Source organism: Roseicella aerolata (genome assembly GCF_020523605.1).
GTDB classification, from domain to species: Bacteria; Pseudomonadota; Alphaproteobacteria; order Acetobacterales; family Acetobacteraceae; genus Paracraurococcus; species Paracraurococcus aerolatus.
This window is the reverse complement of the sequence record NZ_JAJAQI010000010.1, coordinates 92,703-116,624: the sequence shown is the minus strand read 5'-3', so window position 1 is coordinate 116,624 and position 23,922 is coordinate 92,703. Positions and strand designations below refer to the sequence as shown.

Sequence of the window (23,922 nt, the reverse complement as noted above, 5' to 3'; positions counted from 1 at the left end):
ATATAGCAGGGGAGCCGGCGAAAGCGCCGCGAATTGCGAGGGAGGACGGGAACCGATGCGCATCCTGGTTTTGGGCGCCGGCGCGCTGGGTGGCTATTTCGGGGGCCGGCTGCAGCAGGCGGGGGCCGAGCTCGGCTTCCTGGTCCGGCCGCGGCGGCGGGAGCAACTGGCCCGCGACGGGCTGGTGATCGAGAGCCCCTTCGGCGGGGCGCGCCTTTCCGTGGCGACCCTGTCGGCGGAGGAGGTCCGGCCGGGCTGGGACCTGATCCTGCTGACCTGCAAGGCCTATGACCTGGCCGAGGCCATCGCCGCCATCCGCCCGGCGGTGGATGGCCGCACCGCGATCCTGCCGGTCCTGAACGGCCTGTCCCATCTCGAGACCCTGCGGCGGGAATTCGGCGCCGGCGCGGTGCTGGGGGGCCTGGCCAAGATCCAGGCGACCATGACCGCCGAGGGCGTGGTGCGGCAGCTCAATGACTGGCGCTGGCTGACTTTCGGCGAGCTGGACGGGCGCATGAGCCCCCGCGTCGAGGCCCTGGCCGCCCTCGCCGCGAAGGCCGATGGCATGGTGGCGACGGCGGTGCCCGACATCCTCCAGCGCATGTGGGAGAAGCTGACCCATCTCGGCACCAGCGCCATCGGCACGGTGCTGCTGCGCGCCAATACCGGCGAGATCGCCCGCAGCCCTGGCGGCGTGGGTTTCATGCACCGGGTGCTGGAGCGCAACGCAGCCATCGCCGCCGCCAACGGCCACCCGATGCCCGACAGCTTCATGGCGGAGTTCCGCGCGCTCTTCGCCGACCCGAAGGGCGCCTATGCCACCTCCATGCTGCGCGACCTGGAGGCGGGCGGGCGGATCGAATCCGACCACATCCTCGGCTTCCTGCTGGAGGCGGCGCGGCAGGCCGGCGTGCCGGAGGAGGTGCATGAGGCGGCCTTCCTGCACGCCAAGGCCTTCGAGCAGCGGCGCGACGCGGGGCGGCTGCCGCGGGGATAGGGCGGATCGCGGGAGGCCGTGCATGACCGGCCCGGTGGCTCCGCCCGGAAAGCAGAGCGCGGCAGCGGATCGCGGAGGGGGCGCGAACCTCCCGCGGCGCTACGCCGCCCCTGGCGCAATGACCCGCCGCGCCTGGGCGCCGGGCGCCCGCCGGGGGAGGACTCGCGCGCCGCATCCCGTCCCTCCCCGGCCCCGGGCCGGGCCGGCGCGCCCGGATCCGGCCGGGACGGTCAGGGTCGCCCGGTCATACCGGCCGGCGTCAGTCCTGACGGGCAGCCGCCATCGGCGGCCGAGGCCGCATCAATGCGCCAGCATTCATGCGGAGCGGCATCAGTTCGCCAGCCGTGCCAGCGGCAGCCGCAGCTCGACCCGCAGCCCGTCTTCCGTCCAGTCGAAGGCCGCGCTGCCGCCGAGTTGCGCCGCGCTCTGCGTCACCAGCCGGTGGCCGAAGCCGGATGCCCCGGGCGCCGCGGCCGGCGGGCCGCCGGCCTCCATCCAGCGCAGGCGCAGCGACCCGTCCTGCGTCTCCCAGTCGATCGCCACCCTGCCGCCGGCACGGGACAAGGCGCCGTACTTGGCCGCATTGGTCGCCAGTTCGTGCAGCGCCAGCGCGATGGGCGGCGCCGCATTGGGGCCGAGCGGCAGGGCCGGCCCGTGCAGGCGGAGCCGCTCGGGCAGGGCGTGCCCGCCCTGGAAAGGGGCCAGCAGCACCTGCAGCAGGCCGGGCAGCGTCGTGCCGGACTGCCGGCCGGCATCGCCGGCGATCGCCGGCCGCACCAGGTCATGCGCCCGCGCCAGGGCGCCGACCCGGCCGAGCAGCGCATCCCGCATCGCCTGGGATGATGCCGCGCCCCGCGCGCTGTACGCCACCAGGCCATTGACGATGGCGAAGAGGTTCTTCACCCGGTGGTCCAGTTCGCGCAGCAGCAGCTCGCGGGTCCGCTCGGCCTGCTTCCGCTCCGTCACCTCCTCGCAGACCACGCCGAGGCCGACAACCTCCTGCGTCTCCGGATCGCGCACGGGGTAGAATTGCTCGATCCAGTCGCGCTTCACGCCCGGCGCCTTCGGGGTCTCGCCGGAGAATTCGATGCCGGTGATGGTCTCCCTCTGCTCCAGCACCCGGCGCATCAGCGGCTCCGCCGCCTCCCGCAGGTCCGGCACCAGCGCCCAGGCCAGGTGGCCGAGATGCGCCTCCACCGGCAGGCCATTGATCTCGGCCATTGCCTCGTTCACGCGCACGAAGCGGAACTCGCGGTCGAACTGCGCCAGGCCGAGCGGCGCGGAGCGATAGAGCGTCTCCAACTCGGCCAGGCGCCGCCGCGCCTCCCGCTCGCTGGCGGCGCGGGCCAGTTCCGAGGCCCGCTGGGCCGAGAGTTCGAAATGCGTGCCGACGATCACCAGCGCATGGCCCTCGGCATCGCGCTCGATCGCCTCGCCCCGCGACAGCACGGGGATCCAGCGGCCATCGGCATGGCGCAGGCGGATCTCCACCTCGTAGCGCCCCTGCTCGGAGGCGATATGCGCCGCCACGATGGCCTCCAGCCGCGGGAGGTCGTCCGGATGGACCAGTTGCCGCCAGGTGGCGACCGGGATTATGCCCAGGCCGGGCGGCAGGCCCAGCATGGTGCACCAGCGCGGCGAGACCTGCAGGACCTCCTCGCGGAGGTCCCTCTGCCAGGCGCCCAGCTCCGCGCCGGCCAGCGCGATCTCCAGCTGCCGGTGCGCCATGGCGAGCCGGGCCTCGACATTCTGGCGACGGGTAATGTCCACCAGCCCGGCCGAGAGCAGGCTGCGCCCCTCCACCTCGAGGCGGCGGGCACGGACCAGCACGGTCAAGGGCGCCCCGCCCGGCGGCGCGAGGCAGGCATCGAAGACCTCGGGCGTCTCCCGCGCGGTGACGGCGCCGAGCCGGCTTCGCAGCGCTGCCCCGGCCGCGGCGGCGAGCGTCCCTTCCCAGACCTGCGGCAGCCGGTCGCGGGCGCTGCCCAGCAGCCTCGCCGCCTCGTCGTTTCCGGCGATGGCCCGGAGCCCCGGCCAGTCCAGCAACAGGGTTGCCACCGGGACGAGGTCGAGCGCGGCGCCAAGAGAGCCGAGGCTCGGCCGCTCGATATCGGGGAGCGGCGTCAAGGATGGCGCCGCCCTGCGGCGATCGTCCCGCCCCGGGCGCCGACGGCCGGAGGCACCGGCCTGGACGGAAGCATCAACGCGGCGCCCTTTCATGAACCGTCATAGGTTCCGACATTGCCCGAGACTCAACCACAGCACGGATTCACGATAGCACGAGCGCCGACCAGCCGCACCGGAACCGGAAGGGGGCGGCCGCTACCCGCCCCGCAGCATCCGGATGATGCCGGAGAAATCATTCTCTCCCCCACCCGCCTCGACGAAGCGCCGATACAGGGCGAGCGCCTGGGCGCCGAGCGGCGTCTCCGCCCCGGCGGTCGCCGCGGCTTCCTGGCTGAGGCCGAGATCCTTCAGCATCAGCGCGGCGGCGAAGCCCGGCCTGTAGTCCCGGTTGGCCGGGCTGTTCGGCACCGGGCCGGGCACCGGGCAATAGGAAGTCAGCGCCCAGGACTGGCCGGAGGACTTGCTCGAGACATCGAATAGCGCCTGGTGGGAGAGGCCGAGCTTCTCCGCCAGCACGAAGGCCTCCGCCGTGATGATCATGTTCGCGGCCAGCATCATGTTGTTGCAGACCTTGGCCGCCTGTCCGGCGCCGGCGCCGCCGCAATGCACAATGGTCTTCCCCATTGCCTGCAGGATCGGCAGGGCCCTGGCAAAGGCCTCCTCCGGCCCGCCGACCATGAAGGTGAGCGTCGCCGCCTCCGCCCCCATGGTCCCGCCCGAGACCGGCGCATCCAGCATGGGCCGGCCGGCGCCGGCGGCCACCTCGCGCGCGGTCGCGACATCGATGGTCGAGCAGTCGATCAGCACGGCGCCCGGCGCGCTCGCCGCCGCCATGCCGCCGGCCCCGAGCCAGGCATCGCGCACATGCCGTCCGGCCGGCAGCATGGTGATGACGACATCGGCGCCCTGCGCGGCCCCGGCGGCGCTGCCGGCGCGGGTGCCGCCGGCCGCGGCGAAGGCCTCCAGCGCCGCGGGCACGAGATCGAAGCCGGCGATCTGGTGGCCGGCCTTCAGCAGGTTGCGCGCCATCGGCCCGCCCATGTTGCCGAGCCCGACGAAGCCGATCCGTGCCATGGCGATGTCCTCCAACTGGTCGGCCGGCAGGGTAGGCAAGGCCCGGCGCGGCGTCACCCCGGGGGCATCGGCCGGGGCTGCAGCGCGACGGGCTTCATGACAAGGCGGCCGGGCCGGGGCATCGTCCCGAGCGGAACGGGCCGGAGGCGCCGATGGCAGCGAGACAGGCAGACCCCATGGCGCACCTGCCGCGGGCAGGCGATTTCCTGCTCTACCCGCCGACCATCCAGCCCTGGGGCTACCGCATCGTCGACCGGCTCTTCGCGCATCGCGTGGTGCGGCGGGGCAGGCCGAAGCCCTGGGCGCGCGGGGCGGAGATCGCGCCGGCCTATCTGGCCGATGGGCGCGCGCAGGATGTCGAGGCCTTCATGGAGCGGAACTTCCTGGCCGGGCTGCTGGTGGTGCAGGACGGGCGGATCCGGCTGGAGCGCTACGGGCTCGGCCTGGCGGAGGGCGACCGCTGGACCACCATGTCCACCATCAAGTCCTGGACGGCGATCCTGCTCGGCGCCGCCATCCGGGACGGCGCCATCGAATCGGTTGAGGCGCCGGTCACGCGCTTCCTGCCGGAACTGGCGGGCACCGCCTATGCGGGCGTCACGCTCCGCGACCTGCTCACCATGTCCTCCGGCACGCGCTGGACGGAGGTCTATTCCGACCCGGATTGCGACGTGAACCGCTACAGCCGCGCGCTGGCAGCGAAGGAGCCGGGCGGCGTGCTGCGCATCATGGCGGGGCTGCCGCGCGCGACCCTGCCGGGCAGCGCCTTCCTCTACAATTCCGGCGATACCTTCCTGCTCGGCGCCGCCCTGACGCGGGCGGTGGGGCGGCCGCTGGCGGACTACCTGTCGGAGCGGATCTGGCAGCCGGCCGGCATGGAATTCGACGCCTTCTACACGCTGGAATCGGAGGGCGGGCAGGAGATCGCCGGCAGCCGCGCCGGCATGGCGCTGCGCGACATGGGGAAGCTGGCGCAATTCGTGCTGGATGACGGCGTGATCGACGGGCGGCGCGTGCTGCCGGAGGGCTGGATCGAGGCGGTGGCGGCGCCGCGCTTCGCGGTGGCTGAGCCGAAGCCGCCGGGGATCACGCATTACGGCTATTCCTGGTGGCTCGGCGATGGGTTGATGTCGGCCATCGGCTTCGCCGGCCAGCGCATCGACATCCTGCGGGCGGAGCGGCTGGCCGTCATCACCCTCGGCGCCTTCCCGCAGCCGCCGCATGTGCCGCCCGAGCGGGACCCTGCGCACCGGCGGGAGGTGGTATCCTTCGTCCAGGCCGTCCGCCACCTGCTGGGCGGCCCGGCCCCGGCCGGGCTATGATCCCGCCCGAGGGAGGATGCGCATGCGGGCCATCATCATCGGCGGCGGGATCGGCGGGCTGACCACGGCGCTGGCGCTGCACGCGGCGGGCATCGGGGCCGAGGTCTTCGAGAGCGCGGCGGAGGTGAGGCCGCTCGGCGTCGGGATCAACCTGCAGCCGCATGCGGTGCGGGAGCTGACGGAGCTTGGCCTCGGTGAGCGCCTGGCCGAGACCGGCATCGCGACGCGGGAACTGGTCTATGCCAACCGCTTCGGCCAGGTGATCTGGCGGGAGGATCGCGGCCTCGCCGCCGGCTACAGATGGCCGCAATACTCCATCCATCGCGGCCGGCTGCAGACGCTGCTGTGGCGCGCGGCACAGGAAAGGCTGGGCGCCGGGCGCGTGCAGGCCGGCAAGCGGCTGGTCGCCTTCGCGCAGGACGCGGCCGGCGTCACCGCGCGCTTCGCCGATGGCAGCACGGCGCAGGGCGACCTGCTGATCGCCGCCGATGGCATCCATTCCGTGGTGCGCCGGCATTTCGCCCCGGATGAGGGGCCGCCGAAATGGAACGGCGCCATCCTCTGGCGCGCCACCAGCGAGGCGCCGCCCTATCTCACCGGCGCCTCCATGGTGCAGGCCGGCAGCCATGACCAGAAATTCGTCTGCTACCCGATCGCCGCGTTGCCGGACGGCCGGCGCCTGACCAATTGGATCGCCGAGATCCGCTTCGAGCCGGACCATGTCTGGAACCGGGAGGACTGGAACCGGCCCGGCCGGCTGGAGGATGTGCTACCGGCCTTCGAGAGGTGGAATTTCGGCTGGTTCGACGTGCCCGACCTGATGCGCCGGGCGGAGGCGCTGTACGAATTCCCGATGGTGGACCGCGATCCCCTGCCGCGCTGGACGGAGGGGCGGGTGACGCTGCTGGGCGATGCGGCGCATCCGATGTATCCGATCGGCTCGAACGGCGCGTCGCAGGCCATCCTTGATGCGCGTCGCCTGGCCTGGCACCTGGCCATGCAGCCACGCCGGGAAGACGGGCTGGCCGCCTATGAGGCGGAGCGGCGCCCGGCGACGGCGGCGATCGTCGCGGCCAATCGCGGCCTCGGTCCCGATCTGGTGCTGGAACTCGTCCACCAGCGCGCGCCGGATGGCTTCACGGATCTTCACAGCGTCATCAGCCGGCAGGAGCTGGAGGAGACGGCAAGCAACTACAAGAAGCTGGCGGGATTCGACCCGGAGCTGCTGAACCGGCGCGAGAGCTGGTCGGTGCCGCGCGCGGCCTGATGCCGCGCGTTTGAACGGCAGCCGTTGCAATTCGTCACCCCTCGGGCGCTTCGCGGCAAGCCGGGCGGGTGGATTTCGGCCGGCGGTGCGCTCATCTGAGCGCCTCGGCAGGAGGGACCCGATGGAACAGGCGCAGAGCACCGGCAGCCAGACCCCCATGGCGCAGCCCATGCGCTATCTCGACAAGGCCATGGGCGCCCTGCGTGACCTCGGCCTGCCGCTGCCCCCACCGGCGGTCGACCCGACGCCGATCACCGGCCTGCTCTCGCAGCTCGGCGATCTCGACCCCGATCGCGTCACCCTCATCGCGCGCGTGCTGAACCAGGCGACCGTCTTCAACGAGGTGGTGCGGGAGCAGATCCGCGCCATGGAGATCGCCCAGCGCTACGAGACCATCACCAACGCCTTCAACTCCATCCGCGACGACGCGAAGGAGATGGTGAACCAGCTGGACGACGGCCGGATCTCCACCCGCGAGAAGCTGCGCAACATGTGGATGAACGCGACGCGGGGCGACATCGCCTCCCGCTTCGGCAGGATCCGCGAGACCTATCTGGAGGTCTCGCGCGACACCAAGGGCAATATCGACCGGGAGCGGGCGATCCTCGAGGCCTATCGCGACTTCCGCGGCGCGCTGAAGCAGGCGGAGGTGCTGGCGCTGGAGCTGCTGCAGAGCGCCGTGGTCAAGCTTTCCGACGCCAAGAGCGCGGTGGAGCAGGCCGGCGCCGCGGTGGATGCCGCGGCCGATGCGGAGCCGGCCGAGCGCGCCAGGCTGGAGCTGGCGCGCGACGAGGCGCTGCGCGGCTTGCAGAACGAGGAAGGCCGCTACCAGATCTGCAAGGACCTGGCCGACAACCTGGTCGTCTCCTACAACACCTCCGAGGTCATCATGGCCCGGCTGGTGCAGACGACATCGGCGAAGGAGCGGGTCTACCAGCAATCCGTTGCCTTCTTCTCGACCAACGAGGCGGTGCTGACCGCCCTCTCCGCCTCCTTCGCCGGGCTGCACGGGCTGCATGAGAGCACCCAGACGCTGGATTCCATGAAGAAGGGCGTGAACCAGAGCCTGGAGGTGCTGGCCGATATCGGCGGCAAGGTACAGGAGGCGGCGCTGCGCGCCGGCTACGGCCCGACCGTCTCGGCCGCCGCCGTGCAGAAGCTGGTGGACAGCGTGGTGAACTATCAGGAGCATGCGCGCGAGATCATCGCCGAGATGCGCGAGGCGGCGACGCGCAACAGCGAGGAGATCCGCCGCTCGGTCGAGGATGCCAAGCAGCGCATGACGCGGCTGGCGCAGCAGGGTACCGCGCTGAACCTGACGCCGCATGGCTGACACCGCCACCCGGGCACCGGCGCGGCCCGGCCCGGCGGCGCCCGCACCGGCGCTGGACGAGACCATGCTGGCGATGGATGTGGTGGACACGCTCCGCCATGCCGAGCGGCTGGTCGAGCGCGAGTTGCAGGGCGATGCCCGCCGCGTCGCGCTGAAGCAGCGGCTGCAGGAGATCTATGCCGGCCAGGGGATCGAGGTGCCGGACCGCATCCTCGACCAGGGCGTCGCGGCGCTCGAGCAGCACCGCTTCACCTACACGCCGACGCCGCCTTCCTTCCGGCGCAGCCTCGCCACGCTCTGGGTCACGCGGGCGCGCTGGGGCCGCGCGGCCGGCATTGCGCTGGTCGCGCTGCTGCTGGCGGGCGGTGGCTGGTGGTTCGGCGTGCACCTCCCGGCCGAGCGCACCCGCATCGCCGAGCAGCAGGAGCTGCGGGAGGGCCTGCCGCGCGCCTTGCAGGCGGAGCATGACCGCGTGCTGGCCGCGACCACGCTGCCGGAGCCGCGCGACCGGGCGGCGCGGCTGCTGGCGGAGGGCCGCGCCGCCGCAGGCGCCGGCGCGCTCACGGATGCGCGGGCGCGCCTTGCCTCCTTGCAGGAATTGCAGCGCGACCTCGCGCGGGAATACCAGGTGCGCATCGTCTCCCGCCCCGGCGAGCAATCCGGCGTCTGGCGCGTGCCGAACGCCAATCCGCGGGCGCGCAATTTCTACCTGATCGTCGAGGCGATCGGCCGCGACGGCCGCCCCGTCGAGGTGCCCGTCACCTCGGAGGAGGACGGCACCACCGCCCGCGTCACGAAATGGGGCCTGCACGTGCCGGAGGCGGAGTTCGAGCGCGTGCGGCAGGAGAAGCTGCGCACCGGACTGATCGGCGACCCGGTGGTGGGCCAGAAGCGCGCCGGGGAGCTGGAGACGCGCTGGTCCATCCCCGTCACCGGCGGCGCCATCCTGAAATGGTGACACGGTCATGCTGAGCGGTTTCCAACTCCTCGACAGCGTCGATGACGGCCTGCGCCGCGCCGAGCAGGAGGCACAGGCGGCCGAGGCCGAGGCGGCGGAGCTGCAGCAGCGGCGGGAGGCGGTGCGCGCCGCCCAGGCCGAGGCGCTACGCAACCTCGCCCGGCTGCGCGCGAAGTCGCTGCGCGACGGCGGTGCCGCCCTCGGCCAGCTCGACGCGGCGGAGGAGCAGGTGCGCGCCCTGCTGCAGGCACGGCGCGAGGCGGCGGGCGCCGCCGAGGCCGTGCTGGCCGAGCGGCGGCAGGCGCTGGCCGCCGCCCAGGCCGAGCGCGACCGCCGCGCCACCGCGCTGCGCGAACAGGAGGAGGCGCAGGAGCAGGCGCTCGCCGAGGCCCGGGCACGGGCCGAGGCGGATCCCGACTGGCGGCGCCTGCACGAGGCGGCCGAGGAGGCGGCGCGCATCGCCCAGCATGCGGAGGAGAAGGCGGATTTCGCCCGCCAGGACCTGGCGACCAAGGGCCGGCCCTATCTCGACGACCCGCTCTTCGCCTATCTCTGGCGCCGCGGCTATGGCACGGCGGCCTATCGCGCCGGGCCGCTGACCCGGATGCTGGATGGCTGGGTGGCGCGCATCGCCAATTACGAGCCGGCCCGCCGCAACTACGCCCTGCTGGAGGAACTGCCGGAGCGCCTGGCCTCCCATGCCGAGGCGATGCGCGAACAGGCGGCGGCGCGCGAGGCGGCGCTGGCCGAGCGCATGCGCCGCCTGGCCGGCCTGCCCGAGGGCGACAGTCTGGCCCCGGCGCGGGAGGCGCTCGACATGGCCGAGGGCGCGCTGGAGGCTGCCGCACGCCGGGCCGAGGACGCGCGCGCGGCGCTCGCCGGCCAGGAGGACACGGCGCTGCGCGAGGCGACCGCCCGGCTGGAGGCGGCGCTCTCGGCCGAGAGCCTGCAATCGCTGCGCGCCGCCGCGCTGCGCACCCCGATGCGGGAGGATGACGAGATCGTCGCCCGGCTGGAGGCCGCCGCCGCCGAGGGCGCCTGGCTGGACCAGGCCCTGGCACGCGCCCGGGAACTGGCGGCGGAGGCCAGGCGCCGGGCGCGGGAGGTGCTGGCGGTCCGCGAGGAGATGCGCGGCCGCGGCTATCGCCGCGACCACTGGGACTTCCGGGACGGCGCGCTGATCGGCGTGCTGATCGGCGAGTTGCTGCGCGGCACCCTCTCCCGCGACGGATTCTGGGACCGGCTGGAGCGGCACCGGGTGCCGCATCCGGAGCCCTGGGGCAGCGGCTCGGGCGGCGGCGGGCCCTGGAGCAGTGGGCCCTGGGGCGGCGGGCATCGCGGCGGGCCCTGGCGCCAGGGCGGTGGGCGCCTTCCCTTGCCCGGGGGCTTCGGCAGGGGCGGCGGCTTCGGCGGCGGCGGGTTCCGCACCGGCGGAACGATGGGGGGCGGCTCGGGCGGCGGCTTCCGGACGGGCGGCGGGTTCTGACGCGGCGAGGATCACACCGGCACCTCCCCCGGCGGCTTCAGCGCGTTCAACACGAAGGAACTCCGCGTCTCCTTCACCCCCGGCATGCGCAGCAGCGCCTTCAGGGCGAACTCCGCATAGGCCTCGAAATCCGCGGCCAGCACATGTAGCAGGTAGTCCATCTCGCCGCTCATGGCATAGGCCGCCAGCACCTCCGGCCGCTCCGCCAGCGCCCTGTGGAAGCGCTCCACCACCTCCTCCGCATGGCTCTCCAGCGCCACCATGACGAAGGCCTGCAGCGGCAGGCCGAGCCGGCGCGGCTCCAGCACCGCGGCGTAGCGGGTGATGACCCCGGCCTCCTCCAGCCGCTTCACCCGGCGCTGGCAGGGCGTGGGCGAGAGCCCGACCTGCTCCGCCAGCGCGACCACCGGCAGGCGGCCGTCGCGCTGCAGCGCGCGCAGGATGCGGCGGTCTATAGCATCCAGGTGAATGGGGATTTTCTCCATGCTGGCCTCTTGAAGTAGCGGATTTCCCCAAGCCTACCGCATCGGAACAGTCATTACGCCGAAAACCGCTCCCCGTCCTCGGGCATTCTTGACGGCAAAGAGGGAGTGGCCGTCATGGAAGGGAGCCTGCAGAACCTGCCCGCCGGGCTGCGCGGCGATTACGCCTCCGCCCGCGCCGATTTCACCCTGCCGCAGCGCTGGGCGGACTACACGCCGGCCGAGCATGCGACCTGGCGCACGCTGCATGCCCGCCAGGCGGCGCTGCTGCCGCAGCATGCCGCGGCGGCCTACCGGGAGGGCCTCCGGCAGCTCGATTTCGCCGAGGGCATCCCGGATTTCGCCCTCACCTCCTCGCGCCTGCGCGCCGCGACCGGCTGGACCCTGGTGGCGGTGCCGGGGCTGATCCCGGACGGCGCCTTCTTCGGCCATCTGGCCGAGCGCCACTTCCCGGTCACGCGCTGGATCCGCAGGCCGGAGGAGCTGGATTATGTCGTGGAGCCCGATGTCTTCCACGACGCCTTCGGCCATGTGCCGCTGCTGACCCAGCCCGACTTCGCCGATTTCCTGGAAGCCTATGGCCGGCTCGGCGAACGGGCGGCACGCATCGGCGCGCTCAAGCCGCTGGCGCGGCTCTACTGGCACATGGTGGAATTCGGCCTGATCCGGGAAAGCGGCCTGATCCGCGCCTATGGCGCCGGCATCCTGAGCTCCTCCGCCGAGACGGTCCATGCGACGACGAGCCGCAAGCCCCGCCGCCTGCGCTTCGACGCGCGCCGCGTGCTGCGCAGCGACTACTTCATCGACGACCTGCAGCCGACCTATTTCGTCATCGAGAGCTATGCCGAGCTGTTCGGCGCCATGCGCGAGCTGCCCTCGCTGCTGGAGGCGGCGCGCGATGCCGAGCCGATCCCGCCCGGCGCCGCGGCGCCCGGCGACCAGCCCATTACCTGACAGCGCCGGAAGGCGCGGAGCGCTGATCCCGTCCGCCCGAGACCGAAGGAGACCGCCATGGACATCCCGCCCGATCGCACGCCCTTCGCCGGCATCATCTCCGAGGCCAATCCGATGGGCACGGATGGCTTCGAATTCGTCGAGTTCACCGGCCCCGACCTGCCGGCGCTGGAGGCGCTGTTCACCAGGCTCGGCTTCGCCCGCGTCGCCCTCCATCGCAGCAAGCAGGTCGCGCTCTGGCGCCAGGGCGACGTGAACTTCATCCTGAATGCCGAGCCGGAGAGCTTCGCCCAGGCCTTCCAGCGCGTGCACGGCCCCTCCGCCTGCGCCATGGCCTTCCGCGTCGCGGATGCCGCGGCCGCCTACAGGCGCGCCGTCGCGCTCGGCGCCAGGCCGGTCGAGGGCAAGGTCGGCCCGATGGAGCTGAACATCCCGGCGATCGAGGGCATCGGCGGCAGCCTGCTCTATTTCGTGGACCGCTACGGCCCGCGCGGCAGCATCTACGACATCGACTTCCGCTGGCTGGACGGCGTGGATCCGCACCCCCGTGGGCATGGCCTGACGGTGATCGACCACCTCACCCACAACGTCCATCGCGGCCGCATGGATGTCTGGTGGCAGTTCTACGAGAAGCTCTTCAATTTCCGCGAGATCCGCTACTTCGACATCGAGGGCAAGCTGACCGGGCTGAAGTCGCGCGCCCTCACCTCCCCCTGCGGCCAGATCCGCATCCCGATCAACGAGAGCAGCGACGACAAGTCGCAGATCGAGGAATACCTCCGCGCCTACGGGGGCGAGGGCATCCAGCACATCGCCCTCGGCACGCAGGACATCTTTGCGAGCGTCGAGGGCATGCGGGCCAGCGGCATCGCCTTCATGGACACGCCCGACACCTATTACGAGCTGCTGCCGAAGCGCATGCCGGATCTGGGCGCGGAGGAGATCGAGCGCCTCCGGCGCAACCGGATCCTGACCGATGGCGCGCCGACGCCGGAGGGCGGGCGGCTGCTGCAGATCTTCACCGGCACGGTCATCGGCCCGATCTTCTTCGAGCTGATCCAGCGCAAGGGCGACCAGGGCTTCGGCGAGGGCAATTTCCGCGCGCTGTTCGAGAGCATCGAGCTCGATCAGATCCGGCGCGGCGTGCTGACGGCGCAGTAGCGCCGCCCCGCGTCGCACTGGCGCCGGAGCCGATCGGGCTTATCGATCGGGCAGGCGGGGGCGCTGGGCCGCCTCGTCAAGCAGCGCCTGCTCACCCCGCAGCGCTTGCCGCCGCGCCTCCGCCGCCCGCTGCTCCCGCAGCATCCCGACCGCGCGCTCGGCAGCGCGGCAGGCGGCGAGGCCCGCCTGCGCCTCCCGCAGCCGCGCCAGCGCCTGACCATGCGCGAGTGCGGCACGGTCGTGCTCCGCCAGGCCACGCGGCAGCCAGAGCCGCCAGGCGGCGTTGTCCGGCGCATGCTCCGCATGCAGCGCCGCCGCGGCCGCGGCCAGGCGTCCGGCCGCCGCCGCCTCCTGCGCCAGCGGCACGGCGAGCCGCCGGCGGGCCTCCACGGTCTCCAGCCGGCGGAGCCGGGCCAGCGCCTCCAGCGCATCACGCGCCATCGGGCGATGCCTCCAGCGCCGCGGCGAGTGCGGCGAAGGCGCTCTCCACGGTCCCGCCCTCCCCCTTCCCCTGGGCCAGCATGGCCTCGATCCGCGGGGCCAGGCGGATCGCCTCGTCCACCGCCGGGTCGGTGCCGGCGCGGTAGGCGCCGAGGCGGAGCAGGTCGGCCATCTCGGCATGCAGCGAGAGCACGCGCCGGGCGCGCAGCAGCAGTTCGCGCTCCGCCGGCAGGAGGCAGCCCGGCACGGTGCGCGAGAGGCTGCGCAGCACGTCGATGGCGGGGTAGCGCCCCGCCTCCCCGATCCGCCGGTCCAGCACCACATGCCCGTCCAGGATGCCGCGCACCGCATCCGCCACCGGCTCGTCATGGTCGTCGCCCTCGACCAGCACGGTGAAGAGGCCGGTGATGGCGCCGGGATTGCCCTCCTCCCGCGGCCCGGCGCGCTCCAGCAGGCGGGGCAGTTCGGCGAAGACGCCGGGAGTGTAGCCGCGGGTCGCCGGCGGCTCCCCGGCCGCGAGGCCGATCTCGCGCAGCGCCATGGCGAAGCGCGTGACGCTGTCCATGAGCAGCAGCACATGCCGCCCCTGCCCGGCGAAATGCTCGGCGATGGTCATGGCGGCATAGGCCGCCTCCCGCCGCAGCAGGGCCGGGCTGTCCGAGGTGGCGCAGACCACCACCGCGCGCGCCAGGCCCTCGGGACCGAGATCGTCCTCCAGGAACTCCCGCAGCTCGCGCCCCCGCTCCCCGACCAGGCCCAGCACGACGACATCGCAGCCGGCGCCGGCGGCGAGCATGGCCAGCAGGGTGGACTTGCCGACGCCGGAGGCGGCGAAGAGGCCGAGCCGCTGGCCGCGCCGGCAGGTGGTGAAGGCATCGAGCGCCCGCACGCCGAGATCGAGCCGCGGGCCGAGCCGCGCCCGCCGCCCCGCCGGCGGCGGGGCGGCGCGCAGCGGCCGGGTCAGCGGCCCGGGGCGGAGCGGTCCTAGGCCGTCGAGCGGCCGGCCGAGCGGATCCAGCACCCGCCCGAGCCAGCTCTCATCGACCGGCAGGGTGGCGGGCGGGGCGAGGCGGGCACGGCTGCCGACCCCGATCCCTTCCAGCGGGGCGAAGGCGAGCGCGGTGGCCATGCTGTCCCGCAGGGCAACCACCTCGCCCACCACGGTCTCTCCTTCCTTCCCTTCCAGTTCCAGCCGCGCGCCGAGCCGGATCCAGGCAGCGAGACCATCGACGGAAAAAGCGACACCACCAGCCGATGCAACCCTGCCGTGCATCGCCGCGCGCGGCAGCCGCGCCAGCGCCCCTGCCGCGGTCCGCAATCTGCAAACGGCCTGGATTTCCTGCATGTTCTGTATCCGCCCGGAAATTTTAAGCAAATCTAAGGTATTTGTCTCGCAAAATGATACGCCAAACCGGTGAATTTCTTCTTCACTCTACACGCCTCGGTGTTATTTTATGCACGTAGGACGTGTGAAGGTTCCAAGATGCGAGCGCTTCTGGTTGAGGACGACCTGACCGCATCCCGTGGCATCGTCGCCATGCTCAAGGCGGCCGCCATGATCGTGGACGCCGTGGATACGGGTGAGGAGGCGCTGGAACTCGCCCGCCTCTACGACTACGACGTGGTCGTCCTCGACCTCGTCCTGCCGGACATGGAGGGGTATGAGGTCGTGCGCCGCCTGCGTGCCGCGCGGGTGGAGACGCCGGTGCTGATCCTCTCCGGCCTCGCCCGGCCGCAGGCCAAGGTGAAGGGCTTCGGCCTCGGCGCCGACGACTTCATCACGAAGCCCTTCGATCGGGAGGAACTGGTCGCCCGCATCCAGGCGGTGGTCCGCAGGGCCAAGGGCTTCTCCCAGCCGCGCCTGACGGTCGGGCCGCTGACGCTCAACCTTGGCTCGCGCGAGGTGACGGTGGACGGCAAGCCGGTTCATCTGACCGGCAAGGAATACGCCATCCTGGAACTGCTGACCCTGCGCAAGGGCGTGGTCATGACCAAGGAGGCCTTCCTGAACCACCTGTATGGGGGCATGGACGAGCCGGAGGTGAAGATCATCGACGTCTTCATCTGCAAGCTGCGCAAGAAGCTGGCCCAGGCCGGGGCCGGGAACCTGATCGCCACCGTCTGGGGCCGCGGCTATGTGCTGCGGGAACCGAACGAGGCCACCACCCGCCTGCCCGGCGCGGCACCGGTACCCGCCATGGCCGCGCAGGCGGCGTGAGGCCCCGGGCGGCCCGCCGGCCCCGCGGCGCCCATCGGCGAAGCGGGCTGGCGGGCCTGACCTCCCCGGTCTTCAGCCCCGGCCGGCGCCCCCGCCGCGATGGCGGTTTGGGCTTGCGGCCGCAGGCCCGCGATCAGCGCCAGGCATCGCCGGCGCAGCCGCCGCTGCGCCGGACCATGCGCAGGATCAGCCGGCCATCGCCGCGGCCGATGCCTTCTCATAGACACCCCGTTCGCCCGCAACCGGGACCAGCCGCGCGGTGAGGCCGAGCACCGTCTCCGCCCCGCCCAGATAGAGCACGCCATCCGGCGCAAGCTGCGCCGCCAGCGCCTCCAGCACCCGGGTCTTGGTCGGTGCGTCGAAATAGATCAGGACGTTGCGGCAGAAGATCACGTCGAACCGGCCGAGCGGACGAAGGTCCGAGAGCAGGTTCCAACGCTCGAACCGGGTCAGGGCGCGCAGTTCCGGCGCGACCCGCCAGCGCCCTTCCTCCTGCCGGAAATGCTGCACCAGCAGCCGCGCCGGCAGGCCGCGCTGCACCTCGAACTGAGTGAAGCTGCCCTCCCGCGCCCGGGCCAGCACCTCCTGCGCGATGTCGGTGCCGAGGATCTCGGCGCGGCGGCCGCCCATGGCCGGGGCCAGTTCCGAGAGGATCATGGCGATGGAATAGGCTTCCTGCCCGGTGGAGCAGGCCGCCGACCAGATCCGCAGCGGCAGCCCCGGCGCCCGCGCCGAGGCAAGCGCCGGCAAGGCGCGGCGCAGATGCTCGAACGGCCTGCCATCCCGGAAGAAGGAGCTCTCATTGGTGGTGAGCGCCTCGGTCACTGCCTCCGCCAGGGTGGCGGCGCGGGGATCCTTCAGCCGGGCGGCCAGGGCGTCGAGGCTCGGCAGCCCCTCCCGCTTCAACAGCGGGCCGAGCCGCGTCTCCAGCATGTAGCCCTGCTCGGCGGTGAGGACGAGGCCGGAGCGGCTCTTCACCAGCCCGGCGATGAAAGCGAAGCTTTCCCGGTTCATGCGACCGCCCCCGCCCGTCCGGTGGCCAGCGCCAGCACCTGTTCGGCCAGCGCCGCCGGCGGCAGCAGTGCCCGGGCGAGGCCGGCCTTGGCCACCGCGCCGGGCATGCCCCAGACGACGGAACTCGCCTCATCCTGCGCCAGCACCGTGCCACCGCCCTCTGCCACCGCGCGGCAACCTGCGAGCCCGTCCTGTCCCATGCCGGTCAGGATCACCGCCAGCACCGCCCCGCCGCAGGCTGTCACCAGGCTGCGCAGCAGGGGATCGACCGCGGGGCGGCAGAAATTCTCCGACGGCCCGTCCGAGAGCCGCGCCACCAGCCCGGCACCGGCCGCCTCCGCCAGCAGGTGGTGGTTGCCCGGGGCCAGGTAGAGCCGGCCCGGCCGCAACACCTCGCCATCCCGCGCCTCGGCGCAAGGCAGCCGGCCGAGCCGGTTCAGGTGATCCGCCAGCATGGTGGTGAAGCCGGCCGGCATGTGCTGCACCGCCAGCACCGGGACGGGCAGCGGACGCGCCAGGGCCTGCACGAAGGCGGCGAGCGCCTGCGGCCCGCCGGTCGAGCAGCCGAGGCCGATCGCCCGCAGACCGGACAGCGGCACCAATGGCAGGGGCCGCGGCGGCGCGGCCGCGCGCGGCGCCGGCGGACCGGCCCCCATGCGTGCCCAGCCCTTCACCTTGGCCAGCAGCTCGGCCCGGAAGCCGGGGTCGTTCAGCCCGCCGCCGGCCGCGCCGGGCTTCGGGATGTAATCGGCGGCACCGGCCCTCAGCGCCGCCATGGCCGCCGCCGCGCCACGCTGGGTCAGGGCGCTGGCGACGATCACCGCCGGCCGCGGCGCCTGCCGCAGCAGCAGCGGTAGCGCCGTCATGCCATCCATCACCGGCATCTCGAGGTCGAGCAGCACCACCTGCGGCCGCAGCGCGGCCGGCAGGCCGGCGAGCGCCGTCACGGCCTCCTGCCCGTTCGCCACGCGGGCGACGATCCGGATGCCCGGATCGGCTTCCAGCAGGCGGGCGAGCGCGGCGCGCACGGTCGCGCTGTCATCGCACAGCATGACCCGCACCGGCGCCTCCGCCGCACGCATCTCCGGGCGCGGCAAGGGCGAGCCCCGCCCGGCCGGGGCCGGTGCGCCATGCGCCATGTCGGCGCCACGGCTGGAGGTGGCGGCTCCGCCACGCAGTTCGCGCGGGTCCTCGCGCCCGTCGGCGCGCTCATCGCGCGGGCCGGGGCCCGGCTGCCACCGGCTCGGGCCGCTGGCATCCCTCCGGCGTGGCGCGGCAGGCGGTGCGGCGGTGCCGCCATCATGCCGCACGCTCACGTCGTGGTCCCTGGCAGCAGCCCGGCCTGGGCGAATTTGTCCTGCAGGATCGCCTCGTCGAAGGGCTTCATGATGTATTCCTGCGCGCCGGCCTCCAGCGCCTCGATGATGCGGTCGAGCGCCGCCTCGGTTGTGCAGAGCACCACCACCGGCCGGTCCGGCCCGAATTCCGCGCGCGCGGCACGGAGGAAGGTGATGCCGTCCATCACCGGCATGTTCCAGTCCAGCAGCACGGCATCCGGCAGGGCCTCGCGGCAGGCCGCGAGCGCCTGCGCGCCGTCCTCCGCCTCCCGCACCGTGAAGCCGAACCGCTCGACGATCCGCCGCGCCGCCTTGCGCACCACGCGGCTGTCATCCACGACCAGGCAGGTCGCGGGCGCTGCCCCCGCCAGGCTCATGCGCCGATCGCCAGCACCTGCTCCACATCGAGCAGGATGAGGAGCCGGTCGCCGAGGCGGTGCACGCCGCGCGAGACCTCGCGCCAGAGCGGATCGAGTGTCGGCGGGTTGTGCGCGCGGTCCCGCGAGGGCAGGGGCAACACCTCGCCGACCTCATCGGCCAGCAGGGAGTAGAGCTCCCCCTCGCGCTCCACCACCACGCTCATTGCGCCGGCGGCCTCGCGCGGCGGCAGGCCGAGCCGGCGGCGAAGGTCGATCGCGGTCACGATCCGGCCCCGCAGGTTGAGGCTGCCCGCGACCTCGTTCGGTGCCAGCGGGATGCGCGTGATGGCCTGCACCCCCAACACGTCGCGCACCGTGAGCACCGGCACGCCGCAGAGCTGGCCGGCCACAGTGAGCGTCAGGAAGACCTCCTCGGCCGCCTCGGCAGGGCCGCGGGCAGGGGGAACGATGGGGGCGCGGGCCGTGGCGGCTATGCTCTGCTGCATTGCTCTCTCTCTCCCCTCGCTCAGGCTTCGACCGGCGCCGTGATGCACTGGCCCAGACTCTCCAGCAGCGCCGCCCGGTCGAATTTCGCCACGTAGTCGGTGAAGCCGGCCTCCCGCCCACGCTCGATATCCTCGGGCCCGGCACGGCCGGTGAGCGCGATCAGCGGCAGGCCGCACCAGGGCCCGCCGTCCCGCAGCGCCCGCGCCAGCGCATAGCCATCCATGCCCGGCATGGTGATATCGGAGACGATTGCGTCGAAGCCGGCGCCGGCATCGCGCAGCCGCAGCGCCTCCTCGGCATCCGCGACGGCGGTCACGACATAGCCGGCCGCGCCCAGGGCCGGGACGACGAGGCTGCGGAAGAAGGCGCTGTCCTCGACCAGCAGGACGCGCCGCCCCGCGCCTTCCGCCCGCGCCGCCGCGCCGAACCAGTCCTCCCCCCCCTGGCGCAGCCACCAGGCGGTGTCCAGCAGCTCGGTCACCCGGCCGGCGACCACCACGCTGCCGAGATAGCCCGGCCGCTCGCCGGCCGCATCCACCGTCAGCCGCGCCTCGACCACGTCGAGGATCTCATCGACCATCAGTCCCATGGCGCGATCGCCATCGCTGAAGACAAGCACCGGCTGGCGCGCCGGCGCCATCCCGGCATCCCAGTGGCCGGAGAGCGGGACCAGCGGCATCAGCCGGCCGCGATACTGCACCAGCGGCATTCCGCCCGCGCTCTCGATGCGCTCCCGCTCCACCACCTCCAGCCGCGCGACCAGGCCGAGCGGCACCGCCTTCGGCGCCGCGTCGCCGGCGCGGAAGAGCAGCAGCGCCGTGCTCGCATCCGACTGCAGGAGATGCGCCGGGCGTCCCGGCTCCCGCTCCGGCTCCACCTCTCCGGTCTCGGCGCCGAGACCGGTCGCGCGCGCGATCCCGTTGGGATCGAGGATCATGATGACGCTGCCATCGCCCAGGATGGTGTTGCCGCCGAACATGGTCACGTGGCGCAGGATCGGCGCCACCGGCTTCACCACGATCTCCTCCGTGTCGAAGACCCGGTCGACGATGATGCCGAAGACATGCCCACCCACCTGGGTCACCACGACGAAGCCGCTCGCCTCCTCGCCCTTCGGCTCGAGCCGCAGCAGCGCGGCGAGGTTGACCAGCGGCAACAGCCGGTCCCGCAGCCGCAGCACCGGCGCGTCCTTGATGCGCTCGAGCTGCGCCGTGCCCTCCCCGCCGACGCGCACCAGCTCCACCACGCCGATCTGCGGGATGGCGAAGCGCTCGCCGCCGGCCTCCACGATCAGGGCGGAGACGATGGCGAGCGTGAGGGGGATCTTGATGACGAAGGCGGTGCCAAGGCCTTCGCGCGAGCGGATGTCGATGGTGCCGCCGATCCGCTCCATGTTCGTCTTCACCACATCCATCCCGACCCCGCGGCCGGAAACGGCGGTGACGGCGGCGGCGGTGGAGAAGCCGGGCCGGAAGATGAAGCGGTGGATCTCCCGCTCCGGCATCCCGGCCAGCTCGGCCTCGGTCGCCAGGCCCTGGGCAAGGACCTTCTGGCGGATCCGCTCGGCATTGAGGCCACGGCCGTCATCGCCGATCTCGATGATGATGTGCCCGCCCTCATGCCGCGCCTTCAGCATGATGCGGCCGGTCTCGGGCTTGCCCGCCGCCAGCCGCTCCTCCGGCCGCTCCAGCCCGTGATCCGCGCTGTTGCGGACCATATGGGTCAGCGGGTCCTTGATCAGCTCCAGCACCTGGCGGTCCAGCTCGGTCTCGGCACCGCGCATCTCGAGCGCGATCTTCTTGCCGAGTTCGACGCCGAGGTCGCGCACCAGGCGCGGCAGCTTCGCCCAGGCATTGCCGATCGGCTGCATGCGCGTCTTCATCACCCCCTCCTGCAGGTCGGTGGTGATGTGCGAGAGGCGCTGCAGCGGCACGGCGAAGGCGCTGTCGCCCTGGCTGCGGGCGAGCTGGAGAAGCTGGTTGCGGGTGAGCACCAGCTCGGAGACCAGCATCATCAGGTCTTCCAGCACATCGACCGAGACGCGGATGGTCTGCGGCGGCGTGGCGCCGCCGGCCGGCGCCATCTCCGGCTCCGCCCCGGCCGGGGCCGGGGGGGCCGCGCGCACGGGCTCCGGCAGGGGCCCGGCCTCCGGCTCATCGGTCTCGATCGCCGCCGGCCCGGGCGGGGCCGTGGCATGCCCGTCCGCCTCGGCCCCCTCTGCCTCGGCCCCCTCTGCCTCGGCATTGAGCTGCGCGATCAGCGGCGCGTCCTCGCCCGCCGGCTCGGCGCCCGTCGCCTCGAGCCCCACCACAATGGCGCGGATGCGGTCGAGCGCGCCGAGAATCAGCGAGACGCCCTGCTGCGTCACCGCCCGCGTGCCGTCCCGGTAGCGGCCGAGGAGGTTCTCGGCGGCATGCGCCACCGCCTCCAGCCGCGACAGGCCGAGGAAGCCGCAGGTGCCCTTGATGGTGTGGACGATCCGGAAGACCTCGGAGAGGGTCGCGGCATCCTCGGGCGCGCGCTCCAGCCGCACCAGCGCCGCGTCCAGTGCGACCAGCCCCTCATGCGTTTCGGTCAGGAAGTCAGCGAGCAGGTCGTCCATCCTTGTCCCTCGCTCCGATGCCCGGCCCGGGCATGCCGCGTTGCAGGGCCCTGGCGGGCGCCGGGCCTGGGCCGCGGCCACCTTCGGGGCGTGGGCGGCACAGTGGCGCGGCGGGGACGAAGATTCGGTAAAGCGGACGAGGCTCAGGCCGGGCCGAGCAGCAGGGGCGGCACGCCCCCGGCTGCGCCATGGGCGAGCGAGACCGTCCAGCCCGCCTCCGTCGCCAGGGCGAGCAGCAGCGGCGCGACCACGCGGCGCGGCCCTGCCTGCAGCGCCTCCGCCAGGCCGCCGCCGAGCAGGGCCAGCAGCCCGGCCGGCCAGCTGGCGCCATGCCCCTCCGGGCAGACCACCAGCCCGTCCTCGGCCGAGCCAGCCAGCGTGACCGTGCCGCCGCGCGGCAGGGCTTCCGCGCCGAGCAGCGCCGCGTTCAGCGCCAGCGGCACCAGGATGGCGGGCAGCAGCCCGCCCGCGGCCAGGTGGTCGAGCCGGAAGCGCACGCGCGGCGAGGCAGGCGCGCTCCGCAGCAGCCGGGCGAGGCTCTCGCCATCGGCATCCTCCGCGGCCCCGCCCCAGGCGGCGGCATAGAGCCGCAGCCGCTCCCGCAGCCCGGCCGCGGTATCCCGCGCGAGGCCGAGCATCTCCGCATCGCCCTCACCCGCCAGGTCGAGCGTCCCGGACAGCGTGCCGACCGCGCCGCCGAGATCATGGCACAGCCGGGCGGAGAGGAGGCGGGCAAGCTGGGCATCCAGGCGCATCGGCCGGTCCTGTCAGGCGCGGGGCCGGCTGCGGCAGAGGGCGTTCGGCCGCGAACGCCGCCGGCAGCAGCGGCGGGTGGGTGACACTCTCCGGCGCCGGATGCTGGCGCATTCGGTCCGGCCGGCGATCCGGTCTAGAATAAAGGCCATTAACGAACCGCTTACGCAACACACGGAACAGGGAAGACCCGTGCCAAGCCTCATCGAACCCGGCATGCGCGTGCGCCATCCGGAGCGGCCGGATTGGGGCGAAGGCCAGGTCCAGTCCGTCATCGGCGACCGGATCACCGTGAATTTCGAGCATGCCGGCAAGCTGCTGATCAATGCCGCCGTGGTGGAGCTGGAGGTGATCGAGCCGGAACATTGACCGCGGGTCCCGCCCTGGCAGGGGGGCTGCCCCGCGCCCCGGGCCGGCCCGGGGGACTTGCGGCGCCAGGGGGTTGGGGACCAAATGGGCCGGAAGCGTCCACTTCCTGTCGGGGAATGCCGTCCATGATCGATCCGTTCGGCCGGCGGATCTCCTACCTCCGCGTCTCGGTGACCGATCGCTGCGACCTCCGCTGCGTCTACTGCATGGCGGAGGACATGACCTTCCTGCCGAAGCGGGAGGTGCTGACGCTCGAGGAGCTGGACCGGCTCTGCGGTGCCTTCATCGGGCTTGGCGTCGAGAAGATCCGCCTCACGGGCGGCGAGCCGCTGGTGCGGAAGAACGTGATCTCCCTCTTCCGCAGCCTCGGCGGCCGCATAGGAGCTGGCGGGCTCAGAGAGCTGACGGTCACCACCAACGGCACCCAGCTCGCCCATATGGCGGGGGATCTGTATGCGGCGGGCGTCCGGCGCATCAATGTCTCGCTCGACACGCTGGACCCGGCCACCTTCAAGGCGCTGACCCGCTGGGGCGAGATCGAGAAGACGCTGGACGGCATCTTCGCCGCCAAGGCGGCGGGACTCGCCATCAAGATCAACGCCGTCGCGCTCAAGGGCGTGAATGAGGGTGAGTATGACCGCCTGCTGGCCTGGTGCGGCGAGCATGGCTTCGACCTCTGCCTGATCGAGACCATGCCGATGGGCGAGATCAACGAGGACCGCACGGACCAGTACCTGCCGCTCTCCCTCGTCCGCTCGCGGCTGCGCGAGCACTGGACGCTGGAGGACACGGATTACCGCACCGGCGGGCCCGCCCGGTACTACACGGTGAGGGAGACGGGGCGGCGCATCGGCTTCATCACGCCGATGACCCATAATTTCTGCGAAAGCTGCAACCGCGTCAGGCTCACCTGCACCGGCACGCTCTACATGTGCCTGGGCCAGGAGGATGCGGCGGATTTCCGCCCGCTGCTGCGCGACCCCTCGGTGGACGACGCGGCGCTCAGGGCCGCGATCGAGGCGGCGATCGCCCGGAAGCCGAAAGGCCATGACTTCATCATCGACCGTCGCCATAACCGCCCCGCGGTCGGCCGGCACATGAGCGTGACCGGCGGCTGACGCCGCCGGGGCAGCCGTCCCGGCCGGATGCCCTATCATTGCA

Annotated in this window: 22 protein-coding genes; 11 read left to right on the top strand and 11 right to left on the bottom strand. The window is 72.8% G+C overall.

Annotated elements, in window-relative coordinates:
• Window positions 1–55: 55 nt before the first annotated feature.
• The gene (locus LHA35_RS08830) at window positions 56–997 is read left to right on the top strand and encodes a 2-dehydropantoate 2-reductase (protein WP_226607160.1); all 942 of its coding nucleotides are present in this window, start codon (window positions 56–58) and stop codon (window positions 995–997) included.
• Between the two features lie 330 nt (window positions 998–1,327).
• Here the strand turns inward: LHA35_RS08830 and LHA35_RS08825 are convergent, their stop codons facing one another.
• The gene (locus tag LHA35_RS08825) at window positions 1,328–3,124 is read right to left on the bottom strand and encodes a sensor histidine kinase (protein WP_226607158.1); all 1,797 of its coding nucleotides are present in this window, start codon (window positions 3,122–3,124) and stop codon (window positions 1,328–1,330) included.
• 195 nt (window positions 3,125–3,319) lie between these two features.
• Complete coding sequence (gene mmsB, locus LHA35_RS08820; RefSeq protein WP_456316076.1) at window positions 3,320–4,237, bottom strand: 3-hydroxyisobutyrate dehydrogenase; 918 nt, start codon at window positions 4,235–4,237, stop codon at window positions 3,320–3,322.
• A gap of 113 nt (window positions 4,238–4,350) precedes the next feature.
• Between mmsB and LHA35_RS08815 the strand changes: the two genes are divergently transcribed.
• The 5 genes from LHA35_RS08815 (at window position 4,351) to LHA35_RS08795 (ending at window position 10,564) form a co-directional block, all read left to right on the top strand.
• Window positions 4,351–5,520: a serine hydrolase domain-containing protein gene (locus tag LHA35_RS08815; RefSeq protein WP_226607155.1), complete on the top strand. Its 1,170-nt coding sequence runs from the start codon at window positions 4,351–4,353 to the stop codon at window positions 5,518–5,520.
• Between the two features lie 22 nt (window positions 5,521–5,542).
• Entirely contained in the window at window positions 5,543–6,787 is a 1,245-nt protein-coding gene (locus LHA35_RS08810; protein ID WP_264185431.1) for a flavin-dependent oxidoreductase, read from the top strand.
• Window positions 6,788–6,908: 121 nt separating this feature from the next.
• A complete protein-coding gene (locus LHA35_RS08805; RefSeq protein WP_226607151.1) occupies window positions 6,909–8,120 on the top strand; it encodes a hypothetical protein in 1,212 nt (403 codons plus the stop codon).
• Complete coding sequence (locus tag LHA35_RS08800; RefSeq protein WP_226607149.1) at window positions 8,113–9,078, top strand: DUF6384 family protein; 966 nt, start codon at window positions 8,113–8,115, stop codon at window positions 9,076–9,078. The genes LHA35_RS08805 and LHA35_RS08800 overlap by 8 nt, the downstream gene beginning before the upstream one ends.
• A 7-nt stretch (window positions 9,079–9,085) precedes the next feature.
• Window positions 9,086–10,564, top strand: coding sequence for a hypothetical protein (locus LHA35_RS08795; RefSeq protein ID WP_226607147.1), 1,479 nt, complete (start codon window positions 9,086–9,088; stop codon window positions 10,562–10,564).
• Window positions 10,565–10,575: 11 nt separating this feature from the next.
• Here LHA35_RS08795 and LHA35_RS08790 read toward each other — a convergent pair whose 3' ends face one another.
• Entirely contained in the window at window positions 10,576–11,049 is a 474-nt protein-coding gene (locus LHA35_RS08790) for an Lrp/AsnC family transcriptional regulator (RefSeq protein WP_226607145.1), read from the bottom strand.
• Window positions 11,050–11,163: 114 nt separating this feature from the next.
• Here LHA35_RS08790 and phhA point away from each other — a divergent pair, with 114 nt between their 5' ends.
• Window positions 11,164–12,000 carry a phenylalanine 4-monooxygenase gene (gene phhA, locus LHA35_RS08785; protein ID WP_226607143.1) on the top strand — a complete coding sequence of 279 codons (837 nt, stop codon included), beginning with the start codon at window positions 11,164–11,166 and terminating at the stop codon, window positions 11,998–12,000.
• A 57-nt stretch (window positions 12,001–12,057) separates the two neighbouring features.
• Window positions 12,058–13,161, top strand: a complete 1,104-nt coding sequence (gene hppD, locus LHA35_RS08780) for a 4-hydroxyphenylpyruvate dioxygenase (protein ID WP_226607141.1) — start codon at window positions 12,058–12,060, stop codon at window positions 13,159–13,161.
• A 39-nt stretch (window positions 13,162–13,200) separates the two neighbouring features.
• Here the strand turns inward: hppD and LHA35_RS08775 are convergent, their stop codons facing one another.
• Together LHA35_RS08775 and LHA35_RS08770 are read right to left on the bottom strand one after the other, a co-directional pair.
• On the bottom strand, window positions 13,201–13,602 hold the full coding sequence (locus tag LHA35_RS08775; protein ID WP_226607138.1) for a flagellar FliJ family protein: 402 nt from the start codon (window positions 13,600–13,602) through the stop codon (window positions 13,201–13,203).
• On the bottom strand, window positions 13,592–14,947 hold the full coding sequence (locus LHA35_RS08770; protein WP_226607134.1) for a FliI/YscN family ATPase: 1,356 nt from the start codon (window positions 14,945–14,947) through the stop codon (window positions 13,592–13,594). The genes LHA35_RS08775 and LHA35_RS08770 overlap by 11 nt, the downstream gene beginning before the upstream one ends.
• Window positions 14,948–15,085: 138 nt before the next feature.
• On the opposite strand from LHA35_RS08770, the gene ctrA reads away from it, so the two are divergent.
• Window positions 15,086–15,820 carry a response regulator transcription factor CtrA gene (ctrA, locus tag LHA35_RS08765; protein WP_226607131.1) on the top strand — a complete coding sequence of 245 codons (735 nt, stop codon included), beginning with the start codon at window positions 15,086–15,088 and terminating at the stop codon, window positions 15,818–15,820.
• A gap of 186 nt (window positions 15,821–16,006) precedes the next feature.
• Here ctrA and LHA35_RS08760 read toward each other — a convergent pair whose 3' ends face one another.
• The 6 genes from LHA35_RS08760 to LHA35_RS08735 all read right to left on the bottom strand — a co-directional run bounded on the left by LHA35_RS08760 (window position 16,007) and on the right by LHA35_RS08735 (window position 22,394).
• The gene (locus LHA35_RS08760; protein ID WP_226607128.1) at window positions 16,007–16,834 is read right to left on the bottom strand and encodes a CheR family methyltransferase; all 828 of its coding nucleotides are present in this window, start codon (window positions 16,832–16,834) and stop codon (window positions 16,007–16,009) included.
• Window positions 16,831–17,916 (bottom strand): chemotaxis-specific protein-glutamate methyltransferase CheB, encoded by a 1,086-nt coding sequence (gene cheB, locus LHA35_RS08755; RefSeq protein ID WP_226607123.1) that lies wholly within the window; start codon window positions 17,914–17,916, stop codon window positions 16,831–16,833. Before cheB ends, LHA35_RS08760 begins: the two co-directional genes overlap by 4 nt.
• A 230-nt stretch (window positions 17,917–18,146) precedes the next feature.
• Entirely contained in the window at window positions 18,147–18,548 is a 402-nt protein-coding gene (locus LHA35_RS08750; RefSeq protein WP_226607119.1) for a response regulator, read from the bottom strand.
• Window positions 18,545–19,036, bottom strand: coding sequence for a chemotaxis protein CheW (locus tag LHA35_RS08745; protein ID WP_226607116.1), 492 nt, complete (start codon window positions 19,034–19,036; stop codon window positions 18,545–18,547). The genes LHA35_RS08750 and LHA35_RS08745 overlap by 4 nt, the downstream gene beginning before the upstream one ends.
• 20 nt (window positions 19,037–19,056) lie before the next feature.
• On the bottom strand, window positions 19,057–21,639 hold the full coding sequence (locus LHA35_RS08740) for a hybrid sensor histidine kinase/response regulator (protein WP_226607113.1): 2,583 nt from the start codon (window positions 21,637–21,639) through the stop codon (window positions 19,057–19,059).
• A 143-nt stretch (window positions 21,640–21,782) separates the two neighbouring features.
• The gene (locus LHA35_RS08735) at window positions 21,783–22,394 is read right to left on the bottom strand and encodes a histidine phosphotransferase family protein (RefSeq protein WP_226607111.1); all 612 of its coding nucleotides are present in this window, start codon (window positions 22,392–22,394) and stop codon (window positions 21,783–21,785) included.
• 190 nt (window positions 22,395–22,584) lie between these two features.
• On the opposite strand from LHA35_RS08735, the gene LHA35_RS08730 reads away from it, so the two are divergent.
• On the top strand, window positions 22,585–22,761 hold the full coding sequence (locus LHA35_RS08730; protein ID WP_226607108.1) for a DUF3553 domain-containing protein: 177 nt from the start codon (window positions 22,585–22,587) through the stop codon (window positions 22,759–22,761).
• Between the two features lie 125 nt (window positions 22,762–22,886).
• Window positions 22,887–23,879 (top strand): GTP 3',8-cyclase MoaA, encoded by a 993-nt coding sequence (gene moaA, locus LHA35_RS08725; protein ID WP_226607105.1) that lies wholly within the window; start codon window positions 22,887–22,889, stop codon window positions 23,877–23,879.
• Window positions 23,880–23,922: the final 43 nt, after the last annotated feature.